26 protein-coding genes are annotated in these 26196 nt (G+C 61.4%); 18 read left to right on the top strand and 8 right to left on the bottom strand.

Annotated elements, in window-relative coordinates:
- Window positions 1–15 precede the first annotated feature (15 nt).
- From BN1120_RS06250 to BN1120_RS06230, 6 genes are all read left to right on the top strand, one after another.
- Window positions 16–558, top strand: a complete 543-nt coding sequence (locus BN1120_RS06250; protein WP_010672493.1) for a cupin domain-containing protein — start codon at window positions 16–18, stop codon at window positions 556–558.
- A gap of 251 nt (window positions 559–809) precedes the next feature.
- On the top strand, window positions 810–2306 hold the full coding sequence (locus tag BN1120_RS06245) for an aldehyde dehydrogenase (RefSeq protein WP_039039526.1): 1497 nt from the start codon (window positions 810–812) through the stop codon (window positions 2304–2306).
- A 124-nt stretch (window positions 2307–2430) separates the two neighbouring features.
- Window positions 2431–2604 carry a hypothetical protein gene (locus tag BN1120_RS21525; protein ID WP_010672491.1) on the top strand — a complete coding sequence of 58 codons (174 nt, stop codon included), beginning with the start codon at window positions 2431–2433 and terminating at the stop codon, window positions 2602–2604.
- Between the two features lie 122 nt (window positions 2605–2726).
- On the top strand, window positions 2727–3623 hold the full coding sequence (rarD, locus tag BN1120_RS06240) for an EamA family transporter RarD (protein WP_010672490.1): 897 nt from the start codon (window positions 2727–2729) through the stop codon (window positions 3621–3623).
- Between the two features lie 56 nt (window positions 3624–3679).
- Complete coding sequence (locus tag BN1120_RS06235; protein ID WP_042015226.1) at window positions 3680–4483, top strand: AraC family transcriptional regulator; 804 nt, start codon at window positions 3680–3682, stop codon at window positions 4481–4483.
- An 85-nt stretch (window positions 4484–4568) separates the two neighbouring features.
- Window positions 4569–5207, top strand: coding sequence for a LysE family translocator (locus BN1120_RS06230; protein WP_010672488.1), 639 nt, complete (start codon window positions 4569–4571; stop codon window positions 5205–5207).
- 53 nt (window positions 5208–5260) lie between these two features.
- Here BN1120_RS06230 and BN1120_RS06225 read toward each other — a convergent pair whose 3' ends face one another.
- Together BN1120_RS06225 and eamB are read right to left on the bottom strand one after the other, a co-directional pair.
- The gene (locus BN1120_RS06225) at window positions 5261–5926 is read right to left on the bottom strand and encodes a chromophore lyase CpcT/CpeT (protein WP_197713266.1); all 666 of its coding nucleotides are present in this window, start codon (window positions 5924–5926) and stop codon (window positions 5261–5263) included.
- A 142-nt stretch (window positions 5927–6068) separates the two neighbouring features.
- Entirely contained in the window at window positions 6069–6656 is a 588-nt protein-coding gene (gene eamB, locus BN1120_RS06220; protein ID WP_039039530.1) for a cysteine/O-acetylserine transporter, read from the bottom strand.
- A gap of 104 nt (window positions 6657–6760) precedes the next feature.
- Between eamB and BN1120_RS06215 the strand changes: the two genes are divergently transcribed.
- The 3 genes from BN1120_RS06215 (at window position 6761) to BN1120_RS06205 (ending at window position 9034) form a co-directional block, all read left to right on the top strand.
- Entirely contained in the window at window positions 6761–7708 is a 948-nt protein-coding gene (locus BN1120_RS06215; protein WP_080767915.1) for a LysR family transcriptional regulator, read from the top strand.
- 92 nt (window positions 7709–7800) lie between these two features.
- Window positions 7801–8250 (top strand): SRPBCC family protein, encoded by a 450-nt coding sequence (locus BN1120_RS06210; RefSeq protein WP_042015224.1) that lies wholly within the window; start codon window positions 7801–7803, stop codon window positions 8248–8250.
- Between the two features lie 127 nt (window positions 8251–8377).
- Entirely contained in the window at window positions 8378–9034 is a 657-nt protein-coding gene (locus tag BN1120_RS06205) for a DUF3313 domain-containing protein (RefSeq protein ID WP_042015223.1), read from the top strand.
- A 60-nt stretch (window positions 9035–9094) separates the two neighbouring features.
- Here the strand turns inward: BN1120_RS06205 and BN1120_RS06200 are convergent, their stop codons facing one another.
- Window positions 9095–9595 carry a DUF1993 domain-containing protein gene (locus tag BN1120_RS06200; protein WP_041212145.1) on the bottom strand — a complete coding sequence of 167 codons (501 nt, stop codon included), beginning with the start codon at window positions 9593–9595 and terminating at the stop codon, window positions 9095–9097.
- 290 nt (window positions 9596–9885) lie between these two features.
- Between BN1120_RS06200 and ydfZ the strand changes: the two genes are divergently transcribed.
- Window positions 9886–10083: a putative selenium delivery protein YdfZ gene (ydfZ, locus tag BN1120_RS06195; protein ID WP_010672483.1), complete on the top strand. Its 198-nt coding sequence runs from the start codon at window positions 9886–9888 to the stop codon at window positions 10081–10083.
- A 105-nt stretch (window positions 10084–10188) separates the two neighbouring features.
- On the opposite strand, the gene BN1120_RS06190 is transcribed toward ydfZ, so the two are convergent.
- Window positions 10189–10530 carry an SH3 domain-containing protein gene (locus tag BN1120_RS06190; RefSeq protein WP_042015222.1) on the bottom strand — a complete coding sequence of 114 codons (342 nt, stop codon included), beginning with the start codon at window positions 10528–10530 and terminating at the stop codon, window positions 10189–10191.
- 238 nt (window positions 10531–10768) lie between these two features.
- Between BN1120_RS06190 and BN1120_RS06185 the strand changes: the two genes are divergently transcribed.
- The 4 genes from BN1120_RS06185 (at window position 10769) to BN1120_RS06175 (ending at window position 14522) form a co-directional block, all read left to right on the top strand.
- Window positions 10769–11554, top strand: coding sequence for a hypothetical protein (locus BN1120_RS06185; RefSeq protein ID WP_042015221.1), 786 nt, complete (start codon window positions 10769–10771; stop codon window positions 11552–11554).
- A 278-nt stretch (window positions 11555–11832) separates the two neighbouring features.
- Window positions 11833–12726 carry a LysR family transcriptional regulator gene (locus BN1120_RS06180; RefSeq protein ID WP_042015219.1) on the top strand — a complete coding sequence of 298 codons (894 nt, stop codon included), beginning with the start codon at window positions 11833–11835 and terminating at the stop codon, window positions 12724–12726.
- A gap of 304 nt (window positions 12727–13030) precedes the next feature.
- On the top strand, window positions 13031–13900 hold the full coding sequence (locus BN1120_RS20640; RefSeq protein ID WP_080767914.1) for an HAD family hydrolase: 870 nt from the start codon (window positions 13031–13033) through the stop codon (window positions 13898–13900).
- Window positions 13890–14522, top strand: coding sequence for a hypothetical protein (locus BN1120_RS06175; RefSeq protein ID WP_042015218.1), 633 nt, complete (start codon window positions 13890–13892; stop codon window positions 14520–14522). The genes BN1120_RS20640 and BN1120_RS06175 overlap by 11 nt, the downstream gene beginning before the upstream one ends.
- Window positions 14523–15160: 638 nt before the next feature.
- Here the strand turns inward: BN1120_RS06175 and uvrD are convergent.
- The 3 genes from uvrD to BN1120_RS06160 all read right to left on the bottom strand — a co-directional run bounded on the left by uvrD (window position 15161) and on the right by BN1120_RS06160 (window position 19774).
- Window positions 15161–17332, bottom strand: coding sequence for a DNA helicase II (gene uvrD, locus BN1120_RS06170; RefSeq protein WP_042015217.1), 2172 nt, complete (start codon window positions 17330–17332; stop codon window positions 15161–15163).
- A gap of 68 nt (window positions 17333–17400) precedes the next feature.
- Complete coding sequence (locus BN1120_RS06165; RefSeq protein ID WP_124244684.1) at window positions 17401–17862, bottom strand: hypothetical protein; 462 nt, start codon at window positions 17860–17862, stop codon at window positions 17401–17403.
- 4 nt (window positions 17863–17866) lie between these two features.
- Entirely contained in the window at window positions 17867–19774 is a 1908-nt protein-coding gene (locus BN1120_RS06160; RefSeq protein ID WP_127464643.1) for a hypothetical protein, read from the bottom strand.
- 588 nt (window positions 19775–20362) lie between these two features.
- Here BN1120_RS06160 and BN1120_RS06155 point away from each other — a divergent pair.
- The 4 genes from BN1120_RS06155 to BN1120_RS06140 all read left to right on the top strand — a co-directional run bounded on the left by BN1120_RS06155 (window position 20363) and on the right by BN1120_RS06140 (window position 25202).
- Complete coding sequence (locus BN1120_RS06155; RefSeq protein WP_039039539.1) at window positions 20363–21361, top strand: BMP family lipoprotein; 999 nt, start codon at window positions 20363–20365, stop codon at window positions 21359–21361.
- Between the two features lie 97 nt (window positions 21362–21458).
- Window positions 21459–23036 (top strand): ABC transporter ATP-binding protein, encoded by a 1578-nt coding sequence (locus tag BN1120_RS06150; protein ID WP_042015215.1) that lies wholly within the window; start codon window positions 21459–21461, stop codon window positions 23034–23036.
- A gap of 79 nt (window positions 23037–23115) precedes the next feature.
- Window positions 23116–24234 (top strand): ABC transporter permease, encoded by a 1119-nt coding sequence (locus BN1120_RS06145; protein WP_042015213.1) that lies wholly within the window; start codon window positions 23116–23118, stop codon window positions 24232–24234.
- A gap of 2 nt (window positions 24235–24236) precedes the next feature.
- On the top strand, window positions 24237–25202 hold the full coding sequence (locus BN1120_RS06140; protein WP_042015211.1) for an ABC transporter permease: 966 nt from the start codon (window positions 24237–24239) through the stop codon (window positions 25200–25202).
- A gap of 63 nt (window positions 25203–25265) precedes the next feature.
- Here BN1120_RS06140 and BN1120_RS06135 read toward each other — a convergent pair whose 3' ends face one another.
- Window positions 25266–26171, bottom strand: a complete 906-nt coding sequence (locus tag BN1120_RS06135; RefSeq protein ID WP_039039541.1) for a LysR substrate-binding domain-containing protein — start codon at window positions 26169–26171, stop codon at window positions 25266–25268.
- Window positions 26172–26196: the final 25 nt, after the last annotated feature.

Here is a 26196-nt window from a genome sequence, read left to right as displayed (position 1 = left end):
AAGGAGTGTCTATCGATGGATATCGGTCACCGCCTCAAGGCGGTTCGCACCAAGGCGGCCCTCTCCCAGCGCGAGCTGGCAAAACGCTCCGGTGTGACCAACGGCTTTATCTCCCAGATCGAGAAAAATCAGGTGAGCCCCTCGGTGGCCTCCCTGCGCAAGGTGCTGGAAGGCATCCCCATGTCATTGGCCAGCTTCTTCACCGACGAGACGGAGATGGATTCCGAGGTGATCTTCCGTGCGGACGACATGCCGGATCTCGGCACCCACCCCATCAGTTACCGTCTGGTGGGTCACAGCCGCGCCAACCGCGCCATCGGCATGATGCAGGAGATACTGCCCCCGGGCGCCGACACCGGTGACGACATGCTGAGTCACGAAGGGGAAGAGTGCGGCATCGTCATCCGGGGTCAGGTAGAAGTCACGGTAGGCGAGCAGGTTCACCTGCTGGCACCGGGGGATGGCTACTACTTCGACAGCCGCACCCCCCACCGTTTTCGCAACGTGGGGGATCAGGAGTGCGTGCTGATCTCGGCCAACACGCCCGCCAGCTTCTGACGGGCCTTCTCCCGGAACAGCCCGCCGGGATCCCCCCCTGCCCGACCCGGGGATCAGGCCAGCGACACGGGCTCCAGTCCCGCCGCGCGGCCCCCGACACCACAGGCCAGGGCGCCCGGTTTGCCCCGCCGTTGGCCCGGGTTGTTCGAGATCAGTGTTTAATGAATTGTTACAAGATGGATTTACAAGCGGCAGGATGTTTAGCATATTGATACGCGGAGACTGACTTTCTGCCGGTTCAAGGAGTGAACATGAGTGACCTGACCCTGGCCCAGTGGCAACACAAGGCCGCCCATCTGACCCTGCCCTCGCAAGCCTTTATCGACGGCACCTACCGGGATGCCGTCAACGGCGCCACCTTCGATTGCATCAATCCGGCCAACGGCCAACTGCTGACCAGGGTCGCCTCCTGCGACGCCGCCGATGCCGAGCTGGCGGTCAAGGCGGCCCGTGCCGCCTTCGACGACAAGCGCTGGTGCGGCCTCTCTCCCAAGCAGCGCAAGCTTATCATGCAGCGCTTCGCCGAGCTGATGCGCCTGAACCTGGTGGAGCTGGCACTGCTGGAGTCGCTGGATATGGGCAAGCCCATCGGCGACGCCATGGGGTATGACGCCCCCGCCGCCGCGAACTGCATCGCCTGGAACGCCGAGGCGATAGACAAGATCTACGATCAGGTCGCCCCGGTGGAAGAGTCCGCCCTGGCCCTGGTGACCCGCGAGCCCCTCGGTGTCGTGGCCGCCATCGTGCCCTGGAACTTCCCCCTGGTGATGGCCTGCTGGAAGCTGGGCCCGGCGCTCGCCACCGGCAACTCGGTGATCCTCAAACCCTCCGAGAAATCCCCCCTCACCGCCCTGCGCATCGCGGGTCTGGCGAAGGAGGCGGGCATCCCCGACGGCGTCTTCAACGTGCTGCCGGGCTTTGGTCACACCGTGGGCGAGGCGCTGGCCATGCACATGGACGTCGACTGCATCACCTTCACCGGCTCCACCAAGATCGGCAAGCATCTGGTGCAGTGCTCCGGGAAATCCAATCTGAAACGCGCCTTTATGGAGTGCGGCGGCAAGAGCCCCAACATCGTGCTGGCGGATGCACCGGATCTGGACGCCGCCGCCAGAAGCGCCGTCGGCGCCATCTTCTACAACCAGGGGGAAGTGTGCACCGCAGCCTCCCGCCTGCTGGTGCAAAACAGCATCAAGCCCCAGTTCATGGAGCGGCTGCTGGCCCACGCCCGCGAATGGATCTCGGCCAACCCGCTCGACCCCACCACCCGCATCGGCGCCATGGTGGACCACATCCAGATGGAGCAGGTGCTCAACTACATCGCCATCGGCCAGCAGGAGGGCGCCAAGCTGCTGCTGGGGGGCAAGCGCACCCAGCCCGAGGAGGGCGGCTACTACATCGAACCCACCATCTTTGACGACGTGACCCCGACGATGCGCATCTTCCGCGAGGAGATCTTCGGCCCCGTGCTGGCGGTGACCGGCTTCGACACCCTGGAAGAGGCCATCGCCCTTGGCAACGACACCGACTACGGCCTGGCGGCCGCCATCTGGACGGCGGATCTCAACCAGGCGGTGAAGGGCTCCCGCGCCCTGCGCGCCGGCACCGTCTTCGTCAACAACTGGGATGGCGGCGACATGACCATGCCGTTTGGCGGCTTCAAGCAGTCCGGCAACGGGCGCGACAAGTCCCTGCACGCCCTGGAGAAGTACACCGAGCTGAAAAGCACCTGGATCCAGCTCGAATAACGTCATAAATGACGCTTATCAACAAAACAGGGGGAGAAATCCCCCTTTCTCATTTTTACTCTTTTATCCCCTCGCTCAATCGATATAATCGTCAAATAGCAAGCCATTAAATTTAAAGATAAAAATGCTGTTTTTTCTGGGAAGTGTACTGTTTCTGGTGGTGGGACTGCCGCTGTTGTTCTTCGTGCTGGGTCAGGGGGAAGCCTATGTCACCTGGGGCCCCTGGATCTCCGCCATCGCCCTCATGCTGTGGCTGCTGATGGACGTGGAGAAGATCCGCCGCGGGGGCGGTCGCTGAAGTCGCTCCTGCTGTTAAAATCCCGTCAGACCCATTTATTGTCTTCTTTCCCTGCAAAAGGATCGCTACACTGACTTTTTGCGATGTTTCCCGACATCCGCACTCCAGTGAAGGTTATCCGCATGCAACAACAGATCCAGCGCCAGGGCGTCCTCTATGCCCTCGGCGCCTACACCCTTTGGGGCCTGGCACCCATCTACTTCAAGTCCCTCTCCGCCGTGCCGGCCGCCGAGATCCTGACCCACCGCATGATCTGGTCCTGCGCCCTGCTGATGGTGCTGGTGCTGCTCGGACGCCAGTGGCACAAGGTGCAGGCGGTGCTGCGCCAGCCCAAGGTGCTGCTCACCCTGGCCTTCACCTCCGTCACCGTCGGCGGCAACTGGCTGCTATTCATCTGGGCCATCAACAACGGCCACATGCTGGATGCGAGCCTGGGCTACTACATCAACCCCCTGTTCAACGTGCTGCTCGGCATGGTGTTTCTTAGCGAGAAGCTGCGCCGCCTGCAGTGGTGGGCGGTGGGGCTCGCCTTTGTCGGTGTCGCCGTCCAGCTCATCGCATTCGGCTCCCTGCCCTGGATAGCCCTGGTGCTGGCCTCGAGCTTCGCCATCTACGGCCTCATTCGCAAGAAACTGGCCCTGGACGCCCTCACCGGCCTGCTCATCGAGACCCTGATCATGCTGCCGCCAGCCGCCTTCTATCTGTGGGGCATCGCCGACAGCCCCACCAGCCACCTCACCCAGAATGACTGGCACCTGAACCTGCTGCTCATCGCCGCGGGCGCCGTCACCACGGCTCCCCTGCTCTGCTTCACCGCAGCGGCCACCCGGCTCAAGCTCTCCACCCTGGGCTTCTTCCAGTACATAGGCCCCAGCCTGATGTTCATCCTGGCGGTGACCCTGTATGGCGAGGCGCTGGCGCTGGACAAGATGATCACCTTCGGCTGCATCTGGAGCGCCCTGGTGCTGTTCAGCCTGGATGGCCTGCGCAGCGGCAAGCGGCGCCAGGAGGCCGGCTGAGGCGCCGGCGCAATAATCTACAAGCCACGGGGCCGCTTTCGGGGTATCAATAGGGGATGAACGCACCCCACTCCCGCATCCACTACTGGCAATCCCGGCTGCTGCCGGGGGTTGAACTCTCCCACTCCCACCACAGGGAGTTCAGCTATGGCCGCCACGTGCATCTGGACTACCACATCGGTCTGGTGCAGCGGGGCGGCCAGAAGTTCATCCACAAGGGGAACAGCCACAACCTGGTGCGCGGCGAACTCTCCACCGTCAACCCGGACGAGATGCACGACGGCCTCAGCCTGCTGCCGGAAGGGTACGAGGTGCGGGTCTTCTCCATCGCCCCCGAGCAGCTGGCCCGCTGGCTGCCGGAGCACCCCGAGCCCTTTTTCCACCAGGGATTGCAGAGCCGCCCCGACCTCTATCAGGGCTTTGCCCGCCTGCACATGCACCTGGACGGCCCTTCCCCCGACGGCCTGCTGGCGGAGAGCCAGTTGCTGGCCCTGCTGGGCGAACTGTTCCGGCTCGCCCCCGAGCGCCACGCCCTGGCGGATCCCCAGCTCAGGTTCCTGCGCGACCATCTGCTGGCCCGGCTGGACGAGCGCCACACCCTGGAGGACCTGGCCGCCCTGTTCGGGCTGGATCGCTTCGCCTTCCTCCGTCAGTTCAAGAAGAAGACCGGCATGACCCCCTATGCCTGGCTCAAGCGGCTGCGCCTCGAACAGGGCAAGCGCCTGCTCGGCAGCGGTCTGCCGGTGAGCGAGGTGGCACTGGCGGTGGGCTTCTTCGATCAGAGCCACTTCCACCACGGTTTTCGTCAGGCCTTCGGGCTCACCCCGGCGGAGTATCGCCAGCAGATGCTGCCCGCCTGAATCGTCGCCGCTGCAATCTTTTACAATCTCCCGTCCCCCGTCCTGCCCCATGCTGTCACCTCCATACCGCTGTCGGAGGTCTTTTATGTTCACCAGCCTGTTTCTGACCCTGGGTCTCGTCCACCTCGTCGCCCTGGCGAGCCCGGGCCCGGATTTCGCACTCATCCTGCGCACCAGCCTGCACAGGCCCACCGCCCTCGGAGCGGCCCTTGGCATCGCCCTTGCCATCCTGCTCCACGCCACCCTCAGTCTCACCGGCATCAGCCTGCTGATCGCAAGCCAGCCCTGGCTCTTTCTCGCCGTGAAACTGGTGGGTGCCCTCTATCTGGGCTGGCTGGGCTGGGGGGCGCTGAAAGCGGCCTGGCAGGGAAGCGGGGATCTGGCGCTGCGCGCCGGAGGCGAGCGGCCGGGCTGGCGCAAGGGGGTGAAGAGCGGGCTGGCCACCAATCTGCTCAACCCCAAGGCGATGCTGTTCTTCATGGGGCTGCTGGCCGCCATGGTGACACCCCAGGTGGATGGCCTGACCCGGGGATTGCTGATCCTGGAGCTGTTCCTGCTCTCCCTCGTCTGGTTCAGCGCCCTGGCCTGGAGCCTCTCCACCCCCCGCGCCCAGCACCTGCTCGGCCGCATCCAGCGCCCGCTCAACCTGATGACGGGCCTGCTGTTTGGCGCGGTCAGCCTCTCCATCCTGGTGGATCTGCAGGGGCACTGGCCGGCGGCCTGACCGGCACGTCCTTGTTGGCGGCAAGCAGGGAGGGGCCTTGACGGACGGCGCGACTACTCCCCGCGCCGCATCCCCTTGCGCAGGTAGACGTAACCCTCCCCCGGGCTGCCCCAGCGCTGATGGGCGCCGTTGTCATAGGCCCTGTCCAGCAACCGGACGCTGTCCGGGCCGATCCAGAGGTACTGCACCAGGGTGGTGGCACCGCCAAAATCGGTGGCGCAGTGCCCGACCCGGGTCTGCCCCTTGTACTCCCCGCTCGGCTGGCGGGTCAGCCAGATCTCGCACCCTTCGCGCAGGGAGAGTTGCTGCGGGGTGAGGGAATCGAGCAGCTCGGGCCGACGCCAGGCGCCGGCAAAATCCGTGGCCCTCGGCATGGTCAGTTCGGCCATCAGGATGCGGCCATCGGGCAGGGAGGAGAAGCGGTAGATGCGCTGGCGAAACGGTCGCTGCGCCCGCTCGGTCAGAAACTGCTCCGCATAGACCCAGCGAAAGGGGCCCTCCCCGGGCCAGATCTCCACCAGCCGCAGCTCGGCGCTAGTGAAGCGGGCATCGAAGGTGGCCTGCTCCTGGCTGGAAAACTCCCCCGAGAACCAGGAGAGCAGGGGCTCCAGCCTCTCCTGCGTGGCATGGGGGCCGGGGGCCGTCACGAAGGGGACGGGCGCCGCCCAGATCAGGCTGGCGTAAAACAACCCCAGCAGGGCCGCCATCAGCTGTGTCATCGAATCCTTCCGAGTCGCTTGCATGGCGGCGATTATATGAGCGAACGGTGACAATAACCTCTATCTTGATCAACTCCTTGAAGAGAAAACGAAAAATCCTCTCTGCAAGCGAAAGGAGGCGACGCCCCCGGCCTGCGTTCCGTCAGATCAGCATCCGAAGCGCACAGTAAACCAACAAGCCCGCCAGCGTCAGGTTCAGAATGCGGCCGTGGCGCTGGAACAGGGGCTGCAGCAGATGACCCGCCAGGGCCCAGCAGAGGTTCCCCAGCGTGCCGATCAGCGCCAGCAGCAGGCTGACGCCCAGCACCCAGACGAATTCTGTGGTGTGGGGCAACACGAAGGTGGAGAGCGCCGTGATGCCGTATAGGATGATCTTCACGTTCACGAACTGCAGCCAGAAGCTGGTCCAGAAGCCGGGCAAGGCTCCATCTGTGCTCGACAGGTTGGAGCCGCTGGCCGCAATGCGCCAGGCCAGCCAGAGCACATAAGCCGCCCCGGCCCAGCTGAGCCAGCCAACCAGCGCGGGGGAGAGGCTGATGAGGGTGAAGGTGAACAGGGCACACAGCAGCATGATCAGCAGGAAGCCCGCACTCATGCCCGCCAGCACCCGGCTACTGCGGCGCAGACCATGCTGATTGGCGGCGCTCAGAGCCAGTATGTTGTTCGGTCCCGGCGTCATGGCCGTGATCAGGGTGTAAGTCAAAAATGCGCTGACAAGGGTCGTGGTCATGGTGTTTCTCCAAATGGGAGTGATACCTTAACGCGGCCATTGGCATCAAAAAATCGAATGTTTTAGCATTCTAAATTCAACCATTTCGATGAATTGGAGTCCCCATGGATTTGCGACGTCTCATTACCCTCAAGACGGTGATCGAGGAGGGCTCCTTCGTGAAGGCATCCCGCAAGCTCTGCTGCACCCAGTCGACGGTAACCTTCCATATCCAGCAGTTGGAGCAGGAACTTTCGCTACAACTGTTCGAAAAAATAGGGCGTCGCATGTGCCTGACCAAGGCCGGACAGAACATCATGCCGCATGTGCACGAGATGATCCGGGTGATGTCGGGTCTGCGCCAGGCGGCGCAGCAGGACGCCGAGCCGAGCGGTGAGCTCAGGGTCGCCATCGGCGAAACTCTGCTGGCCTACAAGATGCCGGCGGTGCTCGAGCGCTTCAAGCGGCTGGCTCCCGGGGTCCGACTGTCGCTCCGGTCCCTGAACTGTTACGTCATTCGCGATGCGCTGCTGGCGGACGAGGCCGATCTCGGTATCTTCTATCGGGTCGGCAACGATGCCGCCCTGCTGATGGAGAGCTTTGGCGAGCAACCCCTGGTGCTGGTAGCTTCCCCCGCCCTCAGCGGTGGTATCGACTTCACCCGCCCGGATCAGCACCTGCCGGTCAGCTTCATCATCAACGAACCCCAGTGCATCTTCCGTCAGATTTTCGAGAGCACATTACGCCAGCGAGCCATCACTCTGGACGGCACCATAGAGCTGTGGAGCATAGAGAGCATCAAGCGCTGCGTGGCCAGCAACCTCGGCGTCTCCTTCCTGCCCCGCTTCGCCGTCGAGCGGGAGCTGAGTTCGGGGGAGCTGCAGGAGCTGCCCTTCTCCCCCACGCCCCTCGTCATCACGGCCCTGTGCGCCCACCACGCCAGCAAGTTTGTCAGCCCCGCCATGCGGGTGTTTATGGAGTGCGTGCAGACGTGCCTGACAGAGGAGGCGTCGCCAGCGGCAAATGCGGCCGCTCATGGCGACCAGGACGCGCGCCGCCTGATGACAACCTAGCCCTTCAATGGGAGCGCCACGACTCCTGACCCTCGGTTGTCCTTCCCCCGAGCGACTATCCTTGCTCGGATACAACCGAGAAGGAACCCAAGATGAGCACAGGAACAGTCACTCTGCATCGCGTACTCAAGGCCCCGCCACAGCGGGTATACCAGGCCTTTATCAAGCCGGACGCCCTGGCCAAATGGCTGCCCCCCCATGGCTTCACCTGCAAGGTGGCGGCGCTGGATGCCAGGGTCGGCGGCCAGTTCAGGATGTCGTTCACCCACTTCGCCAGCGGCCACACCCACGCCTTCGGCGGCGAGTATCTCGCGCTGGAGCCGGGCAAGCACATCCGCTACACCGACCGCTTCGACGACCCCAACCTGCCGGGGGAGATGCAGGTCACCATCACCCTCACCCAGGTGCTGTGCGGCACCGATCTCGCCATCGAACAGGCGGGTATACCGGCGGTCATCCCGGTGGAGATGTGCTACCTCGGCTGGCAGGAGTCCCTGATGCAGCTCGCCACCCTGGTGGAGCCCGAGATCCCCGCCGAGTGACCTGACACGGGGGCTCCCCCGGTGGCCCCCGCATAGATACCCCTTGTGAGAGAGGGGCCTGATCAGGTATCTCTGTGGGCAGGGCGGGCTGCGTTCTTGCAGCGACCATCCACCGCCAGGAGCCCCCATGAAACGAGTCTTGATGATGACCATGGCCGCCGCCCTGCTGGGCGGGTGCGCCGTGAAGAACCAGGTCACCCACAGCCTGCAGGCGATCCCGCTCACCGCCTTCCAGCAAAGCGAGAGCAACCCCAACCAGCGTATCTACAAGGAGCCCGGTGTGGATCTGCGCCAGTACCACGCGGTACTGCTCGATCCCTTGCAATTCATCCGCCAGGAGAACGGCCAGTGGTATCTGCTGACTGCCAACGAGCAGAACGAGATAGGCCGCTACTACCACGCCACCTTCCAGCGGGAGCTGATGAAGCAGGGCGTCAAGATGGCTACCGAACCCGGTCCCGGCGTGATGCGGGTGCAGGCGGCCATCACCAACTTCGACCTGACCCGCCCCGACCCCAAGCTGCGGGATCTGCTGCCCGCCAAGATCGCCATCAACGTCACCCGCGAGGTAATAGGCAAGGAGCCCTATCTGCTCAGGGTGGGCAGCATGGCCCAGTTGCTCGACGCCCAGAGCGGCAAGCTGCTGGTGCGGGTGATGGACGCTCGCGAGAGCCCGGACACCACCCACAAGGATTCCCCCATCACCGCCGAGGAGATGGAGAAGATGATCGATCAGTGGGCCGCAAGTCGCGCCAAACAACTGGCCGACAACCTGGGGCGCTGAGCCGGGCCGAAAACGACAAAGCCTGCCAGGGGGCAGGCTTTGTCGTCGCTGAAGCGCGGTTTATTGCAGGTTCAGACCACCCAGGTAATCCCGCTTGCCCAGATCCACCCCGGCCTGGCGCAGCAGGGCATAGGTCATGGTGAGGTGGAAGTAGAAGTTCGGGATGCCGTACTCGTGGACGCAGCTATGGCCGTCCATCCCCTTGCCACCGGCCCAGTAGGGGTAGTAGTGGCCGCTCGCATACTGGCTGAAATCGGCGTCCAGCTTGCCTTGCAGGTAGGCGATGGTCTTGGCCACGTGGGCGCGCAGATCCGCCATGGTCTTGGGATCATCCCCCAGCACCGGCGGCTCGCTCAGGCTGGCGGTGGCCACCACGGCGCGGGCGCTGTCACAACAGATCAGCACCTGCTTGCTCAGGGGCAGCATGTCGACGATGAGGCGCTCATTGAAGAAGTTGTCCACGTTGAATTTCTTCGCCTCGGCGTGGGCCTCGGCCTTGGCCAGACACTGGTCCAGGTTGGTCAGCATCTTGATGAACTGGGCTGCGATATCACGATTCATAATGCACTCTCGGTTGGTTGAAGGCAGTAAAACGAGCGGCTCCACTATAGCGCATCCCCCTTGCAGTTCGAGCCCGAGGGGATGAAAAGCGGGGGCGCTCTTCCTGCCCTGCGACAGGCGGTGGCGATCACCGGCGGGCAGCGAGGCCAGAGCGCCGCGCCCCGTCGCCGCACCGAGTCCCTCTTTCCCCTTTTTTTGATCTGTGACAGGCATCTCGTTTTTCGAGGGGCGTAGTCTGGAGCCCGTTGCCCCGGCACGGGCCGGGGCACCCATCCCACAAGGAGAATGCCATGAAGATCTACGATCGAAACCGCAATGTGCTGACCCTGGGCCAACGGGTGATGATTGCCGCCACTGGCGCAGTCGACACCCTCAAGGAGGCGCACACCGACAACCTGACCCCCTATGAGGCGGAACATGAGAAGTGCGTGCTGCTGACAAACAGCCAGGAGCGCTACGCCCCCATCGAGTTGATTAGACTAGGCTGATCCCGTTTCCCGTCACCCTACTCTTTACAATTCACCCGGCCGCACGTCCGTCGCTGGCCGGGTTTCTCTCTCCCCTCTCTACTCCTTCTCCGAACCGCTGCCACCTTATGAGGGCGAGGCGATGCAGCTTGCCGGTATCCAGCCTGATTGCCCCGCTTCGTTGTGAACCCAGAGCCAGCCTGCCAGCTCCCGATCCACCCGTACCCGCTCCCCCACCGCCACATCCAGCTCCCGGGCGGTATAGTCCTGGCGCGCCTGCGCCTCCTCGGCGCTTATCGGGGTCAGCATGGACAGGGGCGCCCACCCCTCGTTGCCGTCTGCGGTAAAGGTGCGCACCCAGCCCGGGAACTCGTCGTCCTCGTGGCCGATGCGCACCCGCTCTCCGGCCCGAAAGGCGATGGGATTGGGGTAGCAGGTGTGGTGCGCCGTGGTGATCAACGCCAGCATTGTCTCTTCCTCCGACAGGTTCTGATGAGTAACGTCCAGAGTCATACCATAAGCCGGGCCCCGTTGCGTCAGCCGGGCTCACACCCTCTGGCAGAGGGCGATCTCCCCCGGGGCGGGCCGACGGCTCTTGATCCCCACGATTCATTACTGTCAGTGAATTTTCATATCATCCGAGTGTCATTTCAGTGAACACATCGCCGCCCTAGACTGCTTCTCGAACCTTAACGAGGAGTCTTGTATGAAACTCACCCCTATCCCGTTGCTGGCCGGCACCCTCGCCTCGGCCTTCTCTTTCAACACCTTCGCCGGTGACATCGTCTCGGTGCAGTTCAGCGATGGCCGCCCCGCCGTGACCGGCATCGAAGCGGTCAACAAGGCGCTCAACCCCATCGGTGTCAACGTGGTCACCGTCGACATCCCCGAGGCCGCCAGGCCGCTGCTTGAAGCCTCCCACCGCCGCGCCCTGACCAAAGCGGAGCACGGCGCCCTGATTGCGGCCTTCAACCTGAGTCAGGGGGAGCTGCTGGAGCAGGCCAGGCTCGCAGGGCGCGAGCCTGCGGTGCAAGGGGGCGGCGTCGCCACCGAGGAGACCGGCGTCGGCCCCTACCCCAAGGTCTATGACCTGATGGCGCTGGACGAGCGCACCCGCAGCGCCGTGCTTGGCAAATATGGCCGCATGCACGTCAACTCCGCCGAGGACGGCACCGACATCGACGAGGTGATGACGGTGGTCAGCGGCGGGCCGTTCCGCTGGGGCTTTACCCTCAAAGACGGCAGCATCGCCCGCTTCCAGATAGACAAGGTGGGCCTGGAGGACAAGGCCGTGCGGATCAGCTATCACGGGCTCGGCATGCACGCCGGGTTGATGGATGCAAAACAGGGGCTGCTGGTGGCCTTCGCCCACGGACCCAGAGCGTTCACCATGCGCTACCAGGCCGACGTGCCCCACGCCCAGCTGCTCGGCACCAACCCCTGGGCCGATGTCGGCATCACCCTGCCCCCCGCCCCCGGCAAGGTGCAGTAAGCCGGTGCGTGCCATCTGGCGGCGGGGCCCGGGCCCTGCCGCCTGCTTTTATGCCTGCCGTCACGGGCCGGGGTGCCCGGGGCCCATCGCCTCTCTTTCGTCTGCGTCTCTGCGGGGCCCGCCACGCCCCGGAAGGCCATGATCCGGGCCGGTCTGCCACGGGCAACTCTCTGTCTGGCGGGGGATGGGGGGTGGACACCCCGGGGATCCGCACTATTGTGATAAAAGTGCGCAATGATGGCGCCATCATTTACCAGTAGTGAATTAACGGGGGCAGGATGAACAAGATCACGGCGCTGAACGTCTTTCGCCGGGTGGTGGAAATGGGCACCTTCAGGGCGGCGGCGGACGACCTGCGCCTCTCCCAGGCGGCGGTCAGCAAGAACATCAACGAGCTGGAAGCCTTTCTCGGCATCGCGCTGATCAACCGCACCACCCGGCGGCTGAGCGTCACCGAATCGGGCATGGCCTACTACGGCCAGATATGCGCCGTGCTGGACAGCCTGGAGGCCGCCGACCAGTCCATCATGGCCGCCTCCTTCACCCCCAGAGGCAGGCTGAGGATCGGCATGCCCATGTCATACGGGCTGATCCGCCTCAACCCCCTTGTCTGCGAATTCCAGCGCCGCTATCCGGAGATCGGCATCGAGGTGATCCTGAGCGACGCCTACATGGATCTGGTGGATCAGGGGCTGGATGTGGTGATCCGGGGGGCTGGCACCCTGGAGGACTCCACCCTGCGCGCCAAACCCCTGTGCGAGGTGCAGCGGGTGCTCTGCGCCGCCCTCGATTACCTGAAGGAGGCGGGCCAGCCCGCCCACCCGGAGGATCTCAAAGAGTACAACTGCCTGCGCTACAGCCTCTCCTCCTCCCCCAACAAGTGGTTCTTCACCCGGGACGCGGAGAGCGTGGCAGTGGAACTGCCCCCCGCCAGCTTCTGTGCCAACAACGGCATCGCCCTGAAACAGGCGGCGGTGCAAGGGCTCGGGGTGATCCTGGTGCCGGATGAATTCGTGTCGAACGACCTGGCAGACGGCACCCTGGTCAGACTGCTCCCCGACTGGCAACCCGACCCCCACGCCCTGTTCGCCGTCTACCCCTTCCACAAGGAGCAGTCCCGCAACGTGCGGCTCTTTATCGAATTTCTCGTCAAGGCGTTTCAGCCGAGGTGAGTCAGACAGGCGGGGGCCTGGGGTTTGTGTCTCTCGGGCGAAATGCCGAAAACCCACCTCTATGCGGCGTGTAGGTTCGATTAGCGAAGCGTCATCGGACGATCGCGGAATCGAACCTACGGCCATAAAAATGGTAAACATCCCAGATATTTAATTTTTTATAATTCGATAAAATAACAATCCAGATTACATTGAAAGTCTCGACAAATGTTTTATTACAATTGAAAAAAAATATTTTTAGTATATCATACATGTATATTAACTATCTTGCACCAACATAGACTTAAGCAATAATGGGGTAAGCATGAAAAAAGTATTAATAACTGATCTTGATAACACATTATTTGATTGGTTTAACATTTGGTACCATAGCTTTAGCGCTATGTTAAATGAGGTCTCTAGAGTTAGTGGCTTTTCTGTCGAGGAGTTGAAACCACAGATTAAAGAAATCCACCAGAAACATGGAACTGCAGAATATGCATTTGTATTAGAGGAGATCCCTCTGCTGAAAGCTAAATATGGAGATAGAGAGGCCATACGAGAGGTTTTCGATTCTGCCATACACTTATATAGAAGTGAAAGAAAGAAGAATTTGATTCTGTATCCTACAGTAAATGAGACATTGGATACTCTCAAGAAAAAAGGAGTGTTAATTGTAGGATACACAGAGTCTAAAGAGTTCTACTCCAATTATAGGATCTCTAAATTAGGCTTAGATGGGGTAATTGATGTTCTATTCTCTCCGGAAGACCATGATTTACCCTCAGGAGTAGAACCTCAAACAAAATACAACCTTACAATTACAAAAAACATGCATACACCAAGTGGTGAAATAAAGCCAAACCCTAAAATATTAAAAGAAATAATATCCTCTATAAATGCAACTCCCGATGAGTGTGTTTATATTGGTGATAGTGAAATGAAAGATATCGCAATGGCAAAAGACGCTGGTGTAGACGCCGTCTTCGCGCGATACGGAACCGCTCACTTCACTAACAATCAGGATGGATATAATTTACTTCGTGATGTAACTCATTGGACTGAGAAGGATGTAGCACGAGAAATTGAAATAAAAAATAGTAAAAAGGATATTCACGCTGATTTAGCTGTTGATAGTTTTGGTGATATATTGTCTCTGTTTGAGTTTGAAGGATTTAAAAAACATGTCAAATGAAGCAGAAGAAAAAAGAAAGAATGATATTGAACTACTAAAAGTAAAAGTAGACATATGGAAACAAGTCATTAATACACAGCAGCATTTTAATGACCTTGAGATGAAAGTCAGGAACTTTGCGATATTAATTCTATCAGCATTCATAGGTGCTATCGGTGTCAGTTTCAAGTCTGGATTCTCTCTCGATATAATGGGGCACCCTACGTCTATAGCAACAATTCTCTCATTAGGGGCTGCTATTATCTGGTTGCTATTCTTCTTTGTTGATGTTTACTGGTATCATCCACTCTTAATTGGCGCGGTGAAGCAGGGGATTAATGTCGAAAAAGAAATCGAAAAAGAATTGCCTAATATTATCGGGCTCACAAAAACAATTGGAAATGAAAGCCCTGTTAAAATTGAATTAGGACAATATAAATATCAGCTTCACAGCAAGGGTAAGGCCAACATATTTTATCTTGGTGTTTTTATTATTCTTGTCTTTTCATCTTTAATATTGTTTTTTGTAGACACACCAAAAAACAACAGTAGCAGCATTGATAATAAACAATATAAATCAGTAGCTATCAGTTGCACAAAGCAAAAATATGATACGGTTAACTGTACTATTAACATCCCGTAGAGACTTTCATAAAACAAATATAGTTGTCTCTTAGCGGTAGGCCATAATAGCGAAGCATATTCTTACGAACGCGATAACTGACGTTATAAACCAACCCGGTCTAAGCCGGGTTGGTTAAATCAAATCGGAACTGCCTCCCGGCTCTGCTAGCCGATACCTTCTAAGTTGAGCACCATCTTTTGCCCCGAAATTTAGATGTCGCACCCAAGTCACAGATGGGCACGGTTTTGATCCCCCTCCAATCCGCCGAAGGGCAGAGGCAACGTCAGGGACGCCATCAGGGATGATGGCGTAGCCGCAGTCGGCACAGGGATGTGCCGTCTGCGGCGGCCCGTCCGACGCTGGCTCTGGCCCGAGGGGACTGGCGAAGCCAGCGGATTGGCGGGGGTGGCCTTTCTTTTGGTGACTTTTCTTTGGCCACGCAAAGAAAAGTTACTCGCCCAAGCCCGAAGGGCGGGCGAAACCCTGTCGAGGGCCATGCCCTCGCGTCCTGCACGGCGCCAGCCGTGCTGCCAACAGCCAGGCACACCATATACCCATGACGCGAACGTCCGATTACGCTTCGCTAATCGAACCTACAGTCCTGACAAAAAAGGAGCCAACGGCTCCTTTTATATTGATGGCGAGAGCGCTGCGCCTTACAGCGCCTCAAGGCGGGCATACGCCGTCACCAGCCACTTGGCGCCGACGTCGTCGAACTGGATCTGCACCCGGCTCTGCTGGCCGACCCCTTCGAAGTTGAGCACTATCCCTTCGCCGAATTTTGGATGGAGCACCCGCTGGCCGAGCTTGATGCCGCTGGCGTCGAAGCTCTGCTGCACCTCGTTCTGGCTAAAGCGGCCGTACTGGGTGGGGCGGCTGACCTGAGTGCGCAGCCGGATCTCTTCCAGACACTCGGCGGGCATCTCGCGGATAAAACGGCTCGGCTTGTGGAACATCTCGCGGCCGTAGATGCGGCGGCTCTCGGCATAACAGATGTAGAGCTTCTCCATGGCGCGGGTCATGCCCACGTAACAGAGGCGGCGCTCCTCTTCCAGCCGCCCCGACTCCTCGGTGGATTGCTGGCTGGGGAACATGCCTTCCTCGACGCCGACCAGCAGCACCAGGGGATATTCCAGCCCCTTGGCGCTGTGCAAGGTCATCAGCTGCACCGCATCGGCATATTCGTCCGCCTGATTCTCGCCGGATTCCAGCGCCGCGTGGGCGAGGAAGGCGGAGAGATCGCTCATGTCCTCCAGCTCATCCGGGCGCTGGTACTGGCGGCAGGCGGTGACCAGTTCGTCCAGGTTCTCTACCCGCGCCTGGGATTTCTCGCCCTTCTCCGCCAGATACATCGCCTTGAGGCCGGAATGCTGGATGGCGATGTCCGCCTGCTGGTGCAGGGGCAGCAGGGAGACCTGTTCCTCCAGCGTGTCGATGAGATCCACAAAGCCGCGCACCGCGTTGCCGGCGCGGCCGGTCAGCACCTTGTCGTTAAGCAGGGTCTTGGCGGACTGCCACAGGTTCTGGCCCTGATCGCGGGCGTTGTTACGCAAGATCTCCAGGGTGCGATCGCCGATGCCGCGGGTCGGCGTATTGACCACCCGCTCGAAACTGGCGTCGTCGCCCCGGTTGTTGATAAGGCGCAGGTAGGCCATGGCGTCCTTGATTTCCTGGCGCTCGAAGAAGCGCAGGCCGCCGTAGATGCGATAGGGCATGGCGTCCTGCATCAGCGCCTCTTCCAGCACCCGGGACTGGGCGTTGGAACGATAGAGGATGGCGCAGTCGGCGAGCAGACCCCCCTTCTCTTTCCAATCCTTGAGGCGGCCGACCACGAAGCGGGCCTCGTCCACCTCGTTGAAGGCGGCGTACAGCGAAATCGGCTCGCCCTCGGCCCCTTCGGTCCACAGCTCCTTGCCAAGGCGCTCCGCATTGTTGGCGATGACGCTGTTGGCGGCTTTCAGGATATTCGCGGTGGAGCGGTAGTTCTGCTCCAGGCGGATGGTCTGCGCCCCCTCATAGTCGGTCAGGAAGCGCTGGATGTTCTCAATCTTGGCGCCGCGCCAGCCGTAGATGGACTGGTCATCGTCACCGACGATCATCACCTTGCCGGAATCCCCTGCCAGCATCCGCAGCCAGGCGTACTGGATGCCGTTGGTATCCTGGAACTCGTCCACCAGGATGTTCTGGAAGCGGTCGCGGTAGTGCTCGAGGATGTGGGGCTTGCCCAGCCACAGCTCGTGGGCGCGCAGCAGGAGTTCGGCAAAGTCCACCAGCCCGGAGCGATCGCAGGTCTCCTGATAGGTCTTGTAGATCTGCTGATAGGTGCGAGTGACGGGGTCGCCGTAGAGATCGATGTCGCCGGGGCGCAGCCCTTCATCTTTCTTGCCGTTGATGTAGCCCATCACGGCGCGCGGGGCCCAGTGCTTCTCGTCCAGATTGAGCGCCTTGAGCACCCGGCGAATGAGGCGGTACTGGTCGTCGGAGTCGAGGATCTGGAAATCCTGCGGCAGGCCCGCATCCAGATGGTGGGCCCGCAGCAGGCGGTGGGCGATGCCGTGGAAGGTGCCGATCCACATGCCGCGCACGCCGTCGCCGATCACTTTCTCGACCCGGCCGCGCATCTCGGCCGCCGCCTTGTTGGTAAAGGTCACCGCGATGATGGAGAAGGGTGAACAGCGTTCCACCTGCATCAGCCAGGCGATACGGTGCACCAGTACCCGGGTCTTGCCCGAACCGGCACCGGCCAGCACCAGCAGGTTGCAACGGGGGGCCGCCACCGCGTCTCTTTGCTTGTCATTGAGCCCGTCGAGCAGGGTTGAAACGTCCATCACCACTCCTGTTTATTTATACAGGCGGGGATTATACGGCCTGAGCCGCCAGAGACCAACCGGCAGGATCAACGAAGGGGGCGGTGATAGTCCCGGTATTGGCCCAGTACCTCACCGGAAAAGCTGAGCAACCGGGCGCGGGGGGCATCCAGCACCTGCTGGACGGGATCAAATCGCAGTGAAGCGGCCAGCATGCGGCCCTCAGGCAGGGTCACTTCCGTGTTCCCCATCACCAGCATGCCGTCCTGATAATGCCCATGCTCGAAGCGCACGATGACGTCATTCACCATCAAGGTGCCCTGCTTGAGCTGCAGTGATGCTCGTTGCATCTCTCGCAACGCAAACAGACTGGACAATGACGGACGCCCGCTGGGCATCCGCTGCAAGTATTCGTGGGTGGTCAATTGATATTGCAACTGACCCTGACGATCGAAGACACGCTCCCGATAATCGGTGTAGCGCGTCAGCATGCCGGCAGCCTGTGCCACCGGCATCCACAACAGGAGCGCCCCCGTCAGGAGCGCTCCCACTGGTTTACAGCTGATCGGCACAGCTGACCTTGTTGTCATCCAGGTCGGTACAGGAGACGAATACCTTGTCAAAGGTCGACCCGGCCACCGGCGTCATCTGGGTTGACCAGTCATAACCCACCCCCTTGGCATAGATGGCGGTGTGGCTCTCCTGATCTTCCTGCATCCAGCCGATGTACTTCAGTGCGCCGCGATCGCTCTGGGCAAGTGCCTTGAACTCGTCGCTCGTGATGAGACACATGGGCTCTCCCATGGCCTTGGACAGCTCGGCATCCCGCGCCCCCACGGCGCCATCACAGCCGCCGGTCACCTTGATGGTCATGTCACTGCGATCCAGCATCTCATCGAAGAACGGCAGCACATTGATGTTGTACTTCACCCCCACCTCTTGAGGCTGCCAGCCCATGCCGGTATTGACGTATCGGGTCTCGATGCTTTCCCACTGGATAGTGGGCACAGTGCCTGCAAAGTGGTTCGCCAGCTCCTTGAGAGTCGCGGCATTGGCCTCGATCTCATCCTGGGTCAACGATTCGTCCAGCTTGCTCTGATCGATGGTCAGAGCGAGGCTCACCGCATCCTTCAACTGCGACTTGGCCTTGGCCAACCGTGCCTTGGCATCGTCGGTCAAACGGAAGAAATCGGCGTGCGCCACCAGCGCATCCGGCTCGATTTCCTGCTGACTGAACTGGGTCTCGAAGGTGCTGCTGCTCTCTTCATAGGTGGTGGTCGGCTGCATGCCCCAGGTGTCCTTGATGTGCATACGCGGCAAGGTCACTTCTTCCTGCTGGGTGACATAGGCGCTGTCCGGACCGTACTGGTAGGAGGCGGCGATGTTGAGGGCCGATGCCATCGCCATCGCCGAGGCCCGCAGGGCCTTGGCACCGTCGAGGTTGAGGGTGACGGTATCGTCATCGCCATAGGTGGCGCTGTAATCCGGATCCTGGATATCGGCCAGGGCAGCCGCGACGTTTTCCAGGCTGTCGGCATAGGCGCCCATCAGCTTGGCCACGTCACGGGTATATCCCTTGCCACCTTTGAGCGCCACGGAGGCGGTGCCGGGGGTATGGATGATGACATCCATCACCTTGGCCAGGCTGGTGCTGTAACCACTGCCAATGGCGGACGAGGTGAAGGCCAGGCGTTCAGCCACCACGGGGTTGTTGGTCACCTCCAGCATAGTCAGCATGGCCAGCACGATCTGGCGATCGGCCTTGCCGCTCTCACCGGTCTCGGCCTGCAGGGTCTCCTTGTACTCCTTGAACTTGCTCTCGACGTCCAGGTTTTTCAGATCGGTCAGTCCCTGCAGATCGCTCAGCACCTTGTCGACCGCCACGGAGCGGCCATTGACGCCAGCCAGGGTGGCGGAGAGGTGGGCTTTCGCCGCAGCCAGAGAGACGACGGCCTTGGTGAGGCCCGCTGTTTTCAGCGCCTCGACCAGGGAGGTGTTGAAGGCGTCATCGCTACCCAGTTCGACGATCCCCAGTTGCGCGACCTGCGCCTTGTCGAGGGTGATGCCGTTCTCCGGATTGCTGTCGCTGTCGAGCGTCTGCAGCAATGCCGCAATGCGGATCGCTTTCTCCTTGTCGTCACCCGCCAGGGTGTAAGGGGTCACCAGCGAGTTGCCCGCCTTGAGGGTCACCGCCCCCAGGCGCTGGTTGCCCAATGCGAATTCGCAGGTGTCGCCATCATCAAACAGGAATTCACCCTTGGCATTGGTGACACCGGTGTAATCGTTGCACCGATAGTCGAGGCCACCCACGACGGAATCCAGGAAGACGGCAGTGTGAAGAGGCTTGCTGCCGGTGTCGGTGCCACCGCCGTTGTTGCCACCATTGCTGCCACCACCGTTATCGTCACCACCGCCCCCGCAAGCGGTCAACATGACACCGGACAACACACAAGCCACTGCCATACTCAGCACGTTTTTTTTCATTTTTATCACCCGAACAAATGTCAAAAATACGGCCCCATCCCGGGGGCCAAGTTAATCCGGGTATAACCTAGCGTACCCATATGACAAACACCAATGCATTTCCATATGAGTGTGCTTGCCATCACGCAGGCCCCGAGCGAGCAGGAAAAACGGCCACAGACGACGGCCCTGGGAGGGGAAATAGCCATCCATCTTGGGCTGTCACACCTCGGGCGGACCTCCTGGCGCTCAGCCAGCCCGCCCGCCAACATGGCGTCGATGAGGCCGCAGGGCTGGTGCCGATGGAAGCCAGTTTTTTCATCAGGGGAGGAAAACGGTTGCGCCTAACGTCATGAATCCAAACAAAAATGTCGATCGAGCCCTATTAATCTCGGAATTTAATTCTGCAAAAACACCATAAAACAAACACTTATAAGGCAATTTGCTTATATTTCAAACCGTTAACGCAAACGTTTTTCCTCTATGATCCCCTTGACCAACGGGCTGGCTCACTTACAGTTAGCCAGCGTGCTTTATGACCTGCCAAGACAGGTTGTGGACCCTCACATAACAATCAAGGATACGATCGTGACTAAAGTGCTCAAGCTGGCCACCGTGGCCGCCCTCACCCTCGCTGCCCTGTCCGCCCAGGCAGCCTCCGAGCCCGCTGTCATCTATGACACCGCAGGCAAATTCGACAAGTCCTTCAACGAAGCCGTGTTCCGCAACGGCGTCGAAGTCTACAACAAGGACAAAGGCGTCAAGGTCAAGGAGTTCGAACCCCAGAACGAAGCCCAGCGCGAGCAGGGCCTGCGTCGTCTGGCCAGCCGTGGCAACGGCCCCATCGTCGCCGTCGGCTTCAACATGGGTTCCGCGGTAGAGAAGGTTGCCACCGAGTTCCCGAACACCCAGTTCACCATCATCGACATGGTGGTCGACAAGCCGAACGTCCAGTCCCTCATCTTCAAGGAGCATGAAGGTTCCTTCCTGGTGGGTGCCCTGGCGGCCATCGCCTCCAAAACCGGCAAGGTCGGCTTCGTGGGCGGCATGGACATCCCGCTGATCCGCAAGTTCCAGTGCGGCTATGAGCAGGGCGCCAAGTACATCAATCCGAAGATCGACGTCTATCAGAACATGACCGGCTCCACCCCGGCAGCCTTCGCCGACCCGGCCAAGGGTGCAGAACTGGCCAAGTCCCAGTTCGCCAAGGGCGCCGATGTGGTCTATGCCGCCGCCGGTGGCACCGGTATCGGTGTCTATCAGGCTGCCAAGGACGAAGGCAAGCTGGCCATCGGTGTGGATTCCAACCAGAACCACCTGCAACCGGGCACCATGCTGACCTCCATGGTCAAGTCCGTGGGTCTGGCCGCGTACAAGAGCTGGGATGACGCCGCCAAGGGCAGCTGGAAGCCGGGCATCCAGTCCCTGGGTCTGGCCGAAGGCGGGGTTGACTGGGCGCTGGACGAGAACAACGCCAAGCTGATCACCCCGGAGATGAAGGCCAAGGTCGAAGCCATCAAGGCCGACATCATCGCCGGCAAGATCAAGGTGCACGACTACATGAGCGACAACTCCTGTAAGTACTGATCCTGCAAGTACTGAGTCTCTGCTACGACTCTCAATCCAGACCGGCCCGTACGGGCCGGTTTTTAGTCTCTACTTCATGACCCGCAAGGACTGCATCATGGACCAGACAGATCGCTATGCCATCGAATTAAGAGGTATCGATAAGCGCTTTGGCGAGGTTTACGCCAACAAGCAGATCGACCTTCAGGTTCGTAAAGGCAGCATTCACGGCATCGTCGGCGAAAATGGCGCCGGCAAGTCGACCCTGATGAGCATCATTTACGGTTTCTACCACGCCGACAGAGGCGAGATGCTGATCGACGGTAACCCCTTCAAACCCCATGGCTCCCAAGATGCGATTGCCGCCGGGGTGGGCATGGTGCACCAGCACTTCATGCTGGTGAACAACTTTACCGTATTGGAAAACGTCATCCTCGGCGCCGAGAACGGCTGGCGCCTGGGCAAGAGCCTGGCGGCGGCCGAGAAACTGCTCGGCGAGCTGGCACGGGACTATGGTCTCGAGGTGCCGCTGCACGAGAAGGTCGAGGATCTGCCGGTGGGCCTGCAACAGCGGGTCGAGATCCTCAAGGCGCTCTATCGCGGTGCCCGCATCCTGATCCTCGACGAGCCCACCGGGGTGCTGACCCCGCAAGAGGCGGATCACCTGTTCGAGGTGCTGAAAAAGCTGCGGGATCAGGGGGCGACCGTCATCCTCATCACCCACAAGCTGCGGGAGATCCTGGCCATCACGGATCAGGTCTCCATCATGCGCCGGGGTGAAATGGTGGCCCATGTCGCCACCAAAGACACCGACAAGGAGCAGCTCGCCGAGCTGATGGTGGGCCGCAAGGTGCGCCTCAAGGTCGACAAGGGCACCGCCCAGCCGGGCGAGGCCAAGCTCAGGGTCGAGGGCCTCTCTTACGTCGATGACGCCGGGGTGGAACGGGTCAAATCCGTCAGCTTCGAAGTGCGGGCGGGGGAAGTGGTCGGCATCGCCGGGGTCTCCGGCAACGGCCAGTCCGAGCTGCTCAGCATGCTTGGCGGCATCCTCAAGCCCAGCAAGGGCGGCTTCACCATCGCCGGGGCGCAGCGCCACGAGGTGAGCCAGAGCCACCCGGCCGACCCGGAGCAGGTGCGCAACTTCGGCCTGGGCCACATCCCGGAAGACAGGCACAAGATGGGGCTCATCAACCGCTTCGAGGCGAAAGAGGCCTTCATCCTCGGCTATCACCGCCGTGCCCAGTACAACAAGGGCTGGCTGCAGGACAAGGAGGCGATCCGCCAGGATTGCCAGGCCAAGATGGACAAGTGGGACGTGCGCCCGCCGAGCCCGGAGCACAAGACCGCCAACTTCTCCGGCGGCAACCAGCAGAAGCTGGTGATCGCCCGGGAAGTGGAGCAGGACCCGGATGTGCTGCTGGTCGGCCAGCCGACCCGGGGCGTCGACATCGGCGCCATCGAGTACATCCACCAGCAGATCATCGCCATGCGCGACAAGGGCAAGGCGGTGCTGCTGGTGTCGGTGGAGCTGGACGAGATCATGAGCCTCTCCGACCGCATTCTGGTCATCGCCGATGGCCGCATCGTCGGCGAGCTGGACGGCGCCAGGGCGGATGAACGCACCATCGGCCTGATGATGGCGAACATAGTTCCTGACGACGTGGCGGCAAGCCAATCACAAGGAGCCACATCATGAAGGTCACAACCACTTGTAACGGATTCGGCCTGATGATGGTCAACACACCAGTCCCCGACGATATCAAGGAGGCCCATTCATGAGCCAAGCACGTGTTCCTGCCTGGATATCCGTGGGCGTGCTGCCCGCAGTCAATATCCTGCTGGCCTTCCTGGTGTCGGCCATCCTGTTCTATTACCTCGACATCAGCCCCATCGAGGCAGCCGAAATCATGTGGTACGGCGCCTTCGGCACCGGCGAGGGGATAGGCTTCACCCTCTACTACGCCACCGGTTTCATCTTCACCGGTCTGGCGGTGGCGGTGGCCTTCCACGCCGGCCTGTTCAACATCGGCGGTGAAGGGCAGGCCTATATCGGCGGCCTCGGGGTCGGTCTGGTCTGTCTGCTGCTCGGGGACGTGCTGCCGTTCGCCCTCTTGCTGCCGCTCGCCATCATCGCCGGCGGCCTGTTCGGCGCTGCCTGGGCCTTCATCCCGGCCTGGCTGCAAGCCAAGCGGGGCAGCCACATCGTCATCACCACCATCATGTTCAACTTCATCGCCGCCTCGCTGATGGCCTACCTGCTGGTCGACGTCTTCAAGCCGCCAGGATCCATGGCCACCGAGAGCAAGGTGTTCGCCATGGCGAGCTGGCTGCCGAAGATGAGCGAGCTGCTGGCGGCGGTCGGCGTGACGGTGCCGAACAGCCCGCTCAACATCAGCTTCTTCTGGGCGCTGATCTGTGCGGCCCTGGTCTGGGTCTTCATCTGGCATACCCGCTGGGGCTACGAGATCCGCTCGGTGGGGGCCAGTCAGAGCGCCTCCGCCTATGCGGGCATCTCCTACCCCAAGGTGGTGATCCTGGCCATGGTGATCTCCGGCATGCTGGCGGGCTTCTTCGCCCTCAACGTGCTGCAGGGTGAGCTGCACCAGATCAAGCTCAACTTCGTGGAAGGCTTCGGCTTCACCGGTATCGCGGTGGCCCTGATGGGTCGCAACCACCCGGTCGGCGTCATCATCGCCAGCCTGCTGTTCGGCTTCCTCTATCAGGGCGGCGCCGAGCTGAGCTTCGAATTCGGGGTGGATCGCAACATCGTCGTGGTGCTGCAGGGTCTGGTGATCCTGTTCTGCGGCGCCCTGGAGCACATGCTGCGTCCGCGCATCGAGCAGGCCTACCTGGCCTTCGCCAACCGCTCAGCCGCGCAAGTCAAAGGAGCCTGACCATGTTCGAAATGCTGATTTTGATGCTGGATGCGACCATCCGCACCGCGCCGCCGCTCATTCTGGCGGCCATGGCGGGCATGTTTTGCGAACGCTCCGGGGTGGTCAACATCGCCCTGGAGGGCAAGCTGCTGGCGGCGGCCTTCGCCAGCGCCGCCGCGGCCGCCGTCACCGGTTCCGCCTGGATTGGGCTGGGGGTCGGGGTGGGGATCTCCATCCTGTTCGCCCTGCTGCACGGCTTCGCCACCATCACCCACCGGGGTGATCAGGTGGTGAGCGGCATGGCCATCAACATCCTGGCGGCCGGTCTCACCGTGACCCTGGGGCGCTACTGGTTCGATCAGGGGGGCCAGACCCCGGCGCTCTCCGGCGCGGCGCGCTTCGCCCCCATCGACCTGCCCTATGCCAAGGAGCTCTATGACGTGCCCGTCATCGGCCAGCTCTACAGCGAGCTCTTGAGCGGTCACTCCCTGCTGGAGTACGTGGCCTTCGCCGCCGTACCCCTGGCCTGGTGGGTGCTGTTCCGCACCCGCTTCGGCCTGCGGCTGCGGGCGGTGGGCGAGGCCCCGGCCGCGGTGGATACCGCAGGCATCTCCGTGGTGCGGATGCGCTACACCGCCCTCATCATCGGTGGCCTGCTGGCGGGGATCGGGGGCACCTATCTGGCGGTGGCCCAGACCGCCCAGTTCATCCCCAACATGAGCGCGGGCAAGGGCTTCATGGCGCTGGCGGCCCTGGTGTTCGGCAAGTGGCGCCCCTGGAACGCCATGGCGGCCTGTCTGCTGTTCGGCTTCCTCGACGCGGTCGCCATCCGGCTGCAAGGGGTCAGCATCGGCGATTTCCCGATCCCGGTGCAGGCCATCGAGGCGCTGCCCTACATCCTGACGGTCTTCCTGCTGGCCGGTTTCATCGGCAAGGCGGTGGCCCCCAAGGCCCTCGGCACCCCCTACGTCAAGGAGCGGGAATAGCCCCGCCCCTCATGCCATGCAAAAGGCCCGCACATGCGGGCCTTTTCTTTTTCGGGCGACGGCTCAGCCGATGGGCCGAACCAGGGCGGGTTGGTGGGGATCACTGAGGCGCTCGGCCAGATAGTCCACCAGCAGCCGCACCTTGGGGGAGAGGTGGCGGTTGTGGGGATAGAGGGCCCAGATCCCCTCCTCGGGGGCCCGCAACTCCGGCAGCAGCTCGATGAGCTCCCCCCGGGCCAGGTGGTCGCTCACGTAGTAGTCCGGCAGCTGGATGATGCCGATCCCCTTGATGGCCGCATCCAGCAGAGCGTGGCCGCTGTTGCACTGAAGCAGACCGCGTACCCGCACGCTATGGGGTTTACCGTTCAGGGTGAAGTGCCACTCGTCCCCGTTGCCCACCAGGCAGGTGTGACGGGCCAGCTCCGAGAGACTGTTGGGCATGCCGTGGCGGGCGGTGTAGGCGGGGGAGGCGCACACATAGGGTACCCGCTGCGCCAGCTTGCGGGCCACCAGGGTCGAATCCTTGAGGTGGCCGAGGCGGATCGCCAGATCGAACCCCTCGTGCACCAGATCCAGCAACTGGTTGGTGAGGTTGAGGGTCACCTCCAGCTGGGGGAAGCGCACCATGAAGTCGTTCACCAGGGGGGCGATGCGGCTCTCGCCGTAGGAGACAGGGGCCGTGATGCGCAAGGAGCCCTGGGGCACCGCCTGATGACGCCCCACCGCCAGCTCCGCCTCGTAGAGGTTGTCCAGCAACTGGCGGCAGTGGCGAAAATAGATCTCCCCGAGTTCGGTGAGTCGCACCTGGCGGGTGGTGCGCAGCAGCAGCTTGGCCTGCAGCCTGTCTTCGAGCTGCGCCACCTGGCGGCTCACCTGGGCCACCGACACCCCGAGCTTGCGCGCGGCCGGGGTAAAGCCCCCCTGCTCCGCCACGCTGACAAATTCACAGACCCCTTCCCAGCCGAACATTATTACCTGTGTGTAAAAGTGATTT

This window comes from Aeromonas caviae, from assembly GCF_000819785.1.
In the GTDB taxonomy this organism is placed as follows: Bacteria; Pseudomonadota; Gammaproteobacteria; order Enterobacterales; family Aeromonadaceae; genus Aeromonas; species Aeromonas caviae.
This window is presented reverse-complemented; position numbering and strand designations above follow the sequence as displayed.

Coding starts and splice junctions, on each gene's coding strand:
- BN1120_RS06140 (WP_042015211.1), top strand. CDS start 24,237: ATGTTCGAAATGCTGATTTTGATGCTGGATGCGACCATCCGCACCGCG.
- BN1120_RS06215 (WP_080767915.1), top strand. CDS start 6,761: ATGGATTTGCGACGTCTCATTACCCTCAAGACGGTGATCGAGGAGGGC.
- BN1120_RS06205 (WP_042015223.1), top strand. CDS start 8,378: ATGAAACGAGTCTTGATGATGACCATGGCCGCCGCCCTGCTGGGCGGG.
- BN1120_RS06190 (WP_042015222.1), bottom strand. CDS start 10,530: ATGCTGGCGTTGATCACCACGGCGCACCACACCTGCTACCCCAATCCC.
- BN1120_RS06200 (WP_041212145.1), bottom strand. CDS start 9,595: ATGAATCGTGATATCGCAGCCCAGTTCATCAAGATGCTGACCAACCTG.
- BN1120_RS06235 (WP_042015226.1), top strand. CDS start 3,680: ATGAACGCACCCCACTCCCGCATCCACTACTGGCAATCCCGGCTGCTG.
- BN1120_RS20640 (WP_080767914.1), top strand. CDS start 13,031: ATGAAAAAAGTATTAATAACTGATCTTGATAACACATTATTTGATTGG.
- BN1120_RS21525 (WP_010672491.1), top strand. CDS start 2,431: ATGCTGTTTTTTCTGGGAAGTGTACTGTTTCTGGTGGTGGGACTGCCG.
- BN1120_RS06180 (WP_042015219.1), top strand. CDS start 11,833: ATGAACAAGATCACGGCGCTGAACGTCTTTCGCCGGGTGGTGGAAATG.
- BN1120_RS06185 (WP_042015221.1), top strand. CDS start 10,769: ATGAAACTCACCCCTATCCCGTTGCTGGCCGGCACCCTCGCCTCGGCC.
- eamB (WP_039039530.1), bottom strand. CDS start 6,656: ATGACCACGACCCTTGTCAGCGCATTTTTGACTTACACCCTGATCACG.
- rarD (WP_010672490.1), top strand. CDS start 2,727: ATGCAACAACAGATCCAGCGCCAGGGCGTCCTCTATGCCCTCGGCGCC.
- BN1120_RS06225 (WP_197713266.1), bottom strand. CDS start 5,926: ATGACACAGCTGATGGCGGCCCTGCTGGGGTTGTTTTACGCCAGCCTG.
- uvrD (WP_042015217.1), bottom strand. CDS start 17,332: ATGGACGTTTCAACCCTGCTCGACGGGCTCAATGACAAGCAAAGAGAC.
- BN1120_RS06250 (WP_010672493.1), top strand. CDS start 16: ATGGATATCGGTCACCGCCTCAAGGCGGTTCGCACCAAGGCGGCCCTC.
- BN1120_RS06135 (WP_039039541.1), bottom strand. CDS start 26,171: ATGTTCGGCTGGGAAGGGGTCTGTGAATTTGTCAGCGTGGCGGAGCAG.
- ydfZ (WP_010672483.1), top strand. CDS start 9,886: ATGAAGATCTACGATCGAAACCGCAATGTGCTGACCCTGGGCCAACGG.
- BN1120_RS06175 (WP_042015218.1), top strand. CDS start 13,890: ATGTCAAATGAAGCAGAAGAAAAAAGAAAGAATGATATTGAACTACTA.
- BN1120_RS06230 (WP_010672488.1), top strand. CDS start 4,569: ATGTTCACCAGCCTGTTTCTGACCCTGGGTCTCGTCCACCTCGTCGCC.
- BN1120_RS06150 (WP_042015215.1), top strand. CDS start 21,459: ATGGACCAGACAGATCGCTATGCCATCGAATTAAGAGGTATCGATAAG.
- BN1120_RS06210 (WP_042015224.1), top strand. CDS start 7,801: ATGAGCACAGGAACAGTCACTCTGCATCGCGTACTCAAGGCCCCGCCA.
- BN1120_RS06145 (WP_042015213.1), top strand. CDS start 23,116: ATGAGCCAAGCACGTGTTCCTGCCTGGATATCCGTGGGCGTGCTGCCC.
- BN1120_RS06160 (WP_127464643.1), bottom strand. CDS start 19,774: ATGGCAGTGGCTTGTGTGTTGTCCGGTGTCATGTTGACCGCTTGCGGG.
- BN1120_RS06245 (WP_039039526.1), top strand. CDS start 810: ATGAGTGACCTGACCCTGGCCCAGTGGCAACACAAGGCCGCCCATCTG.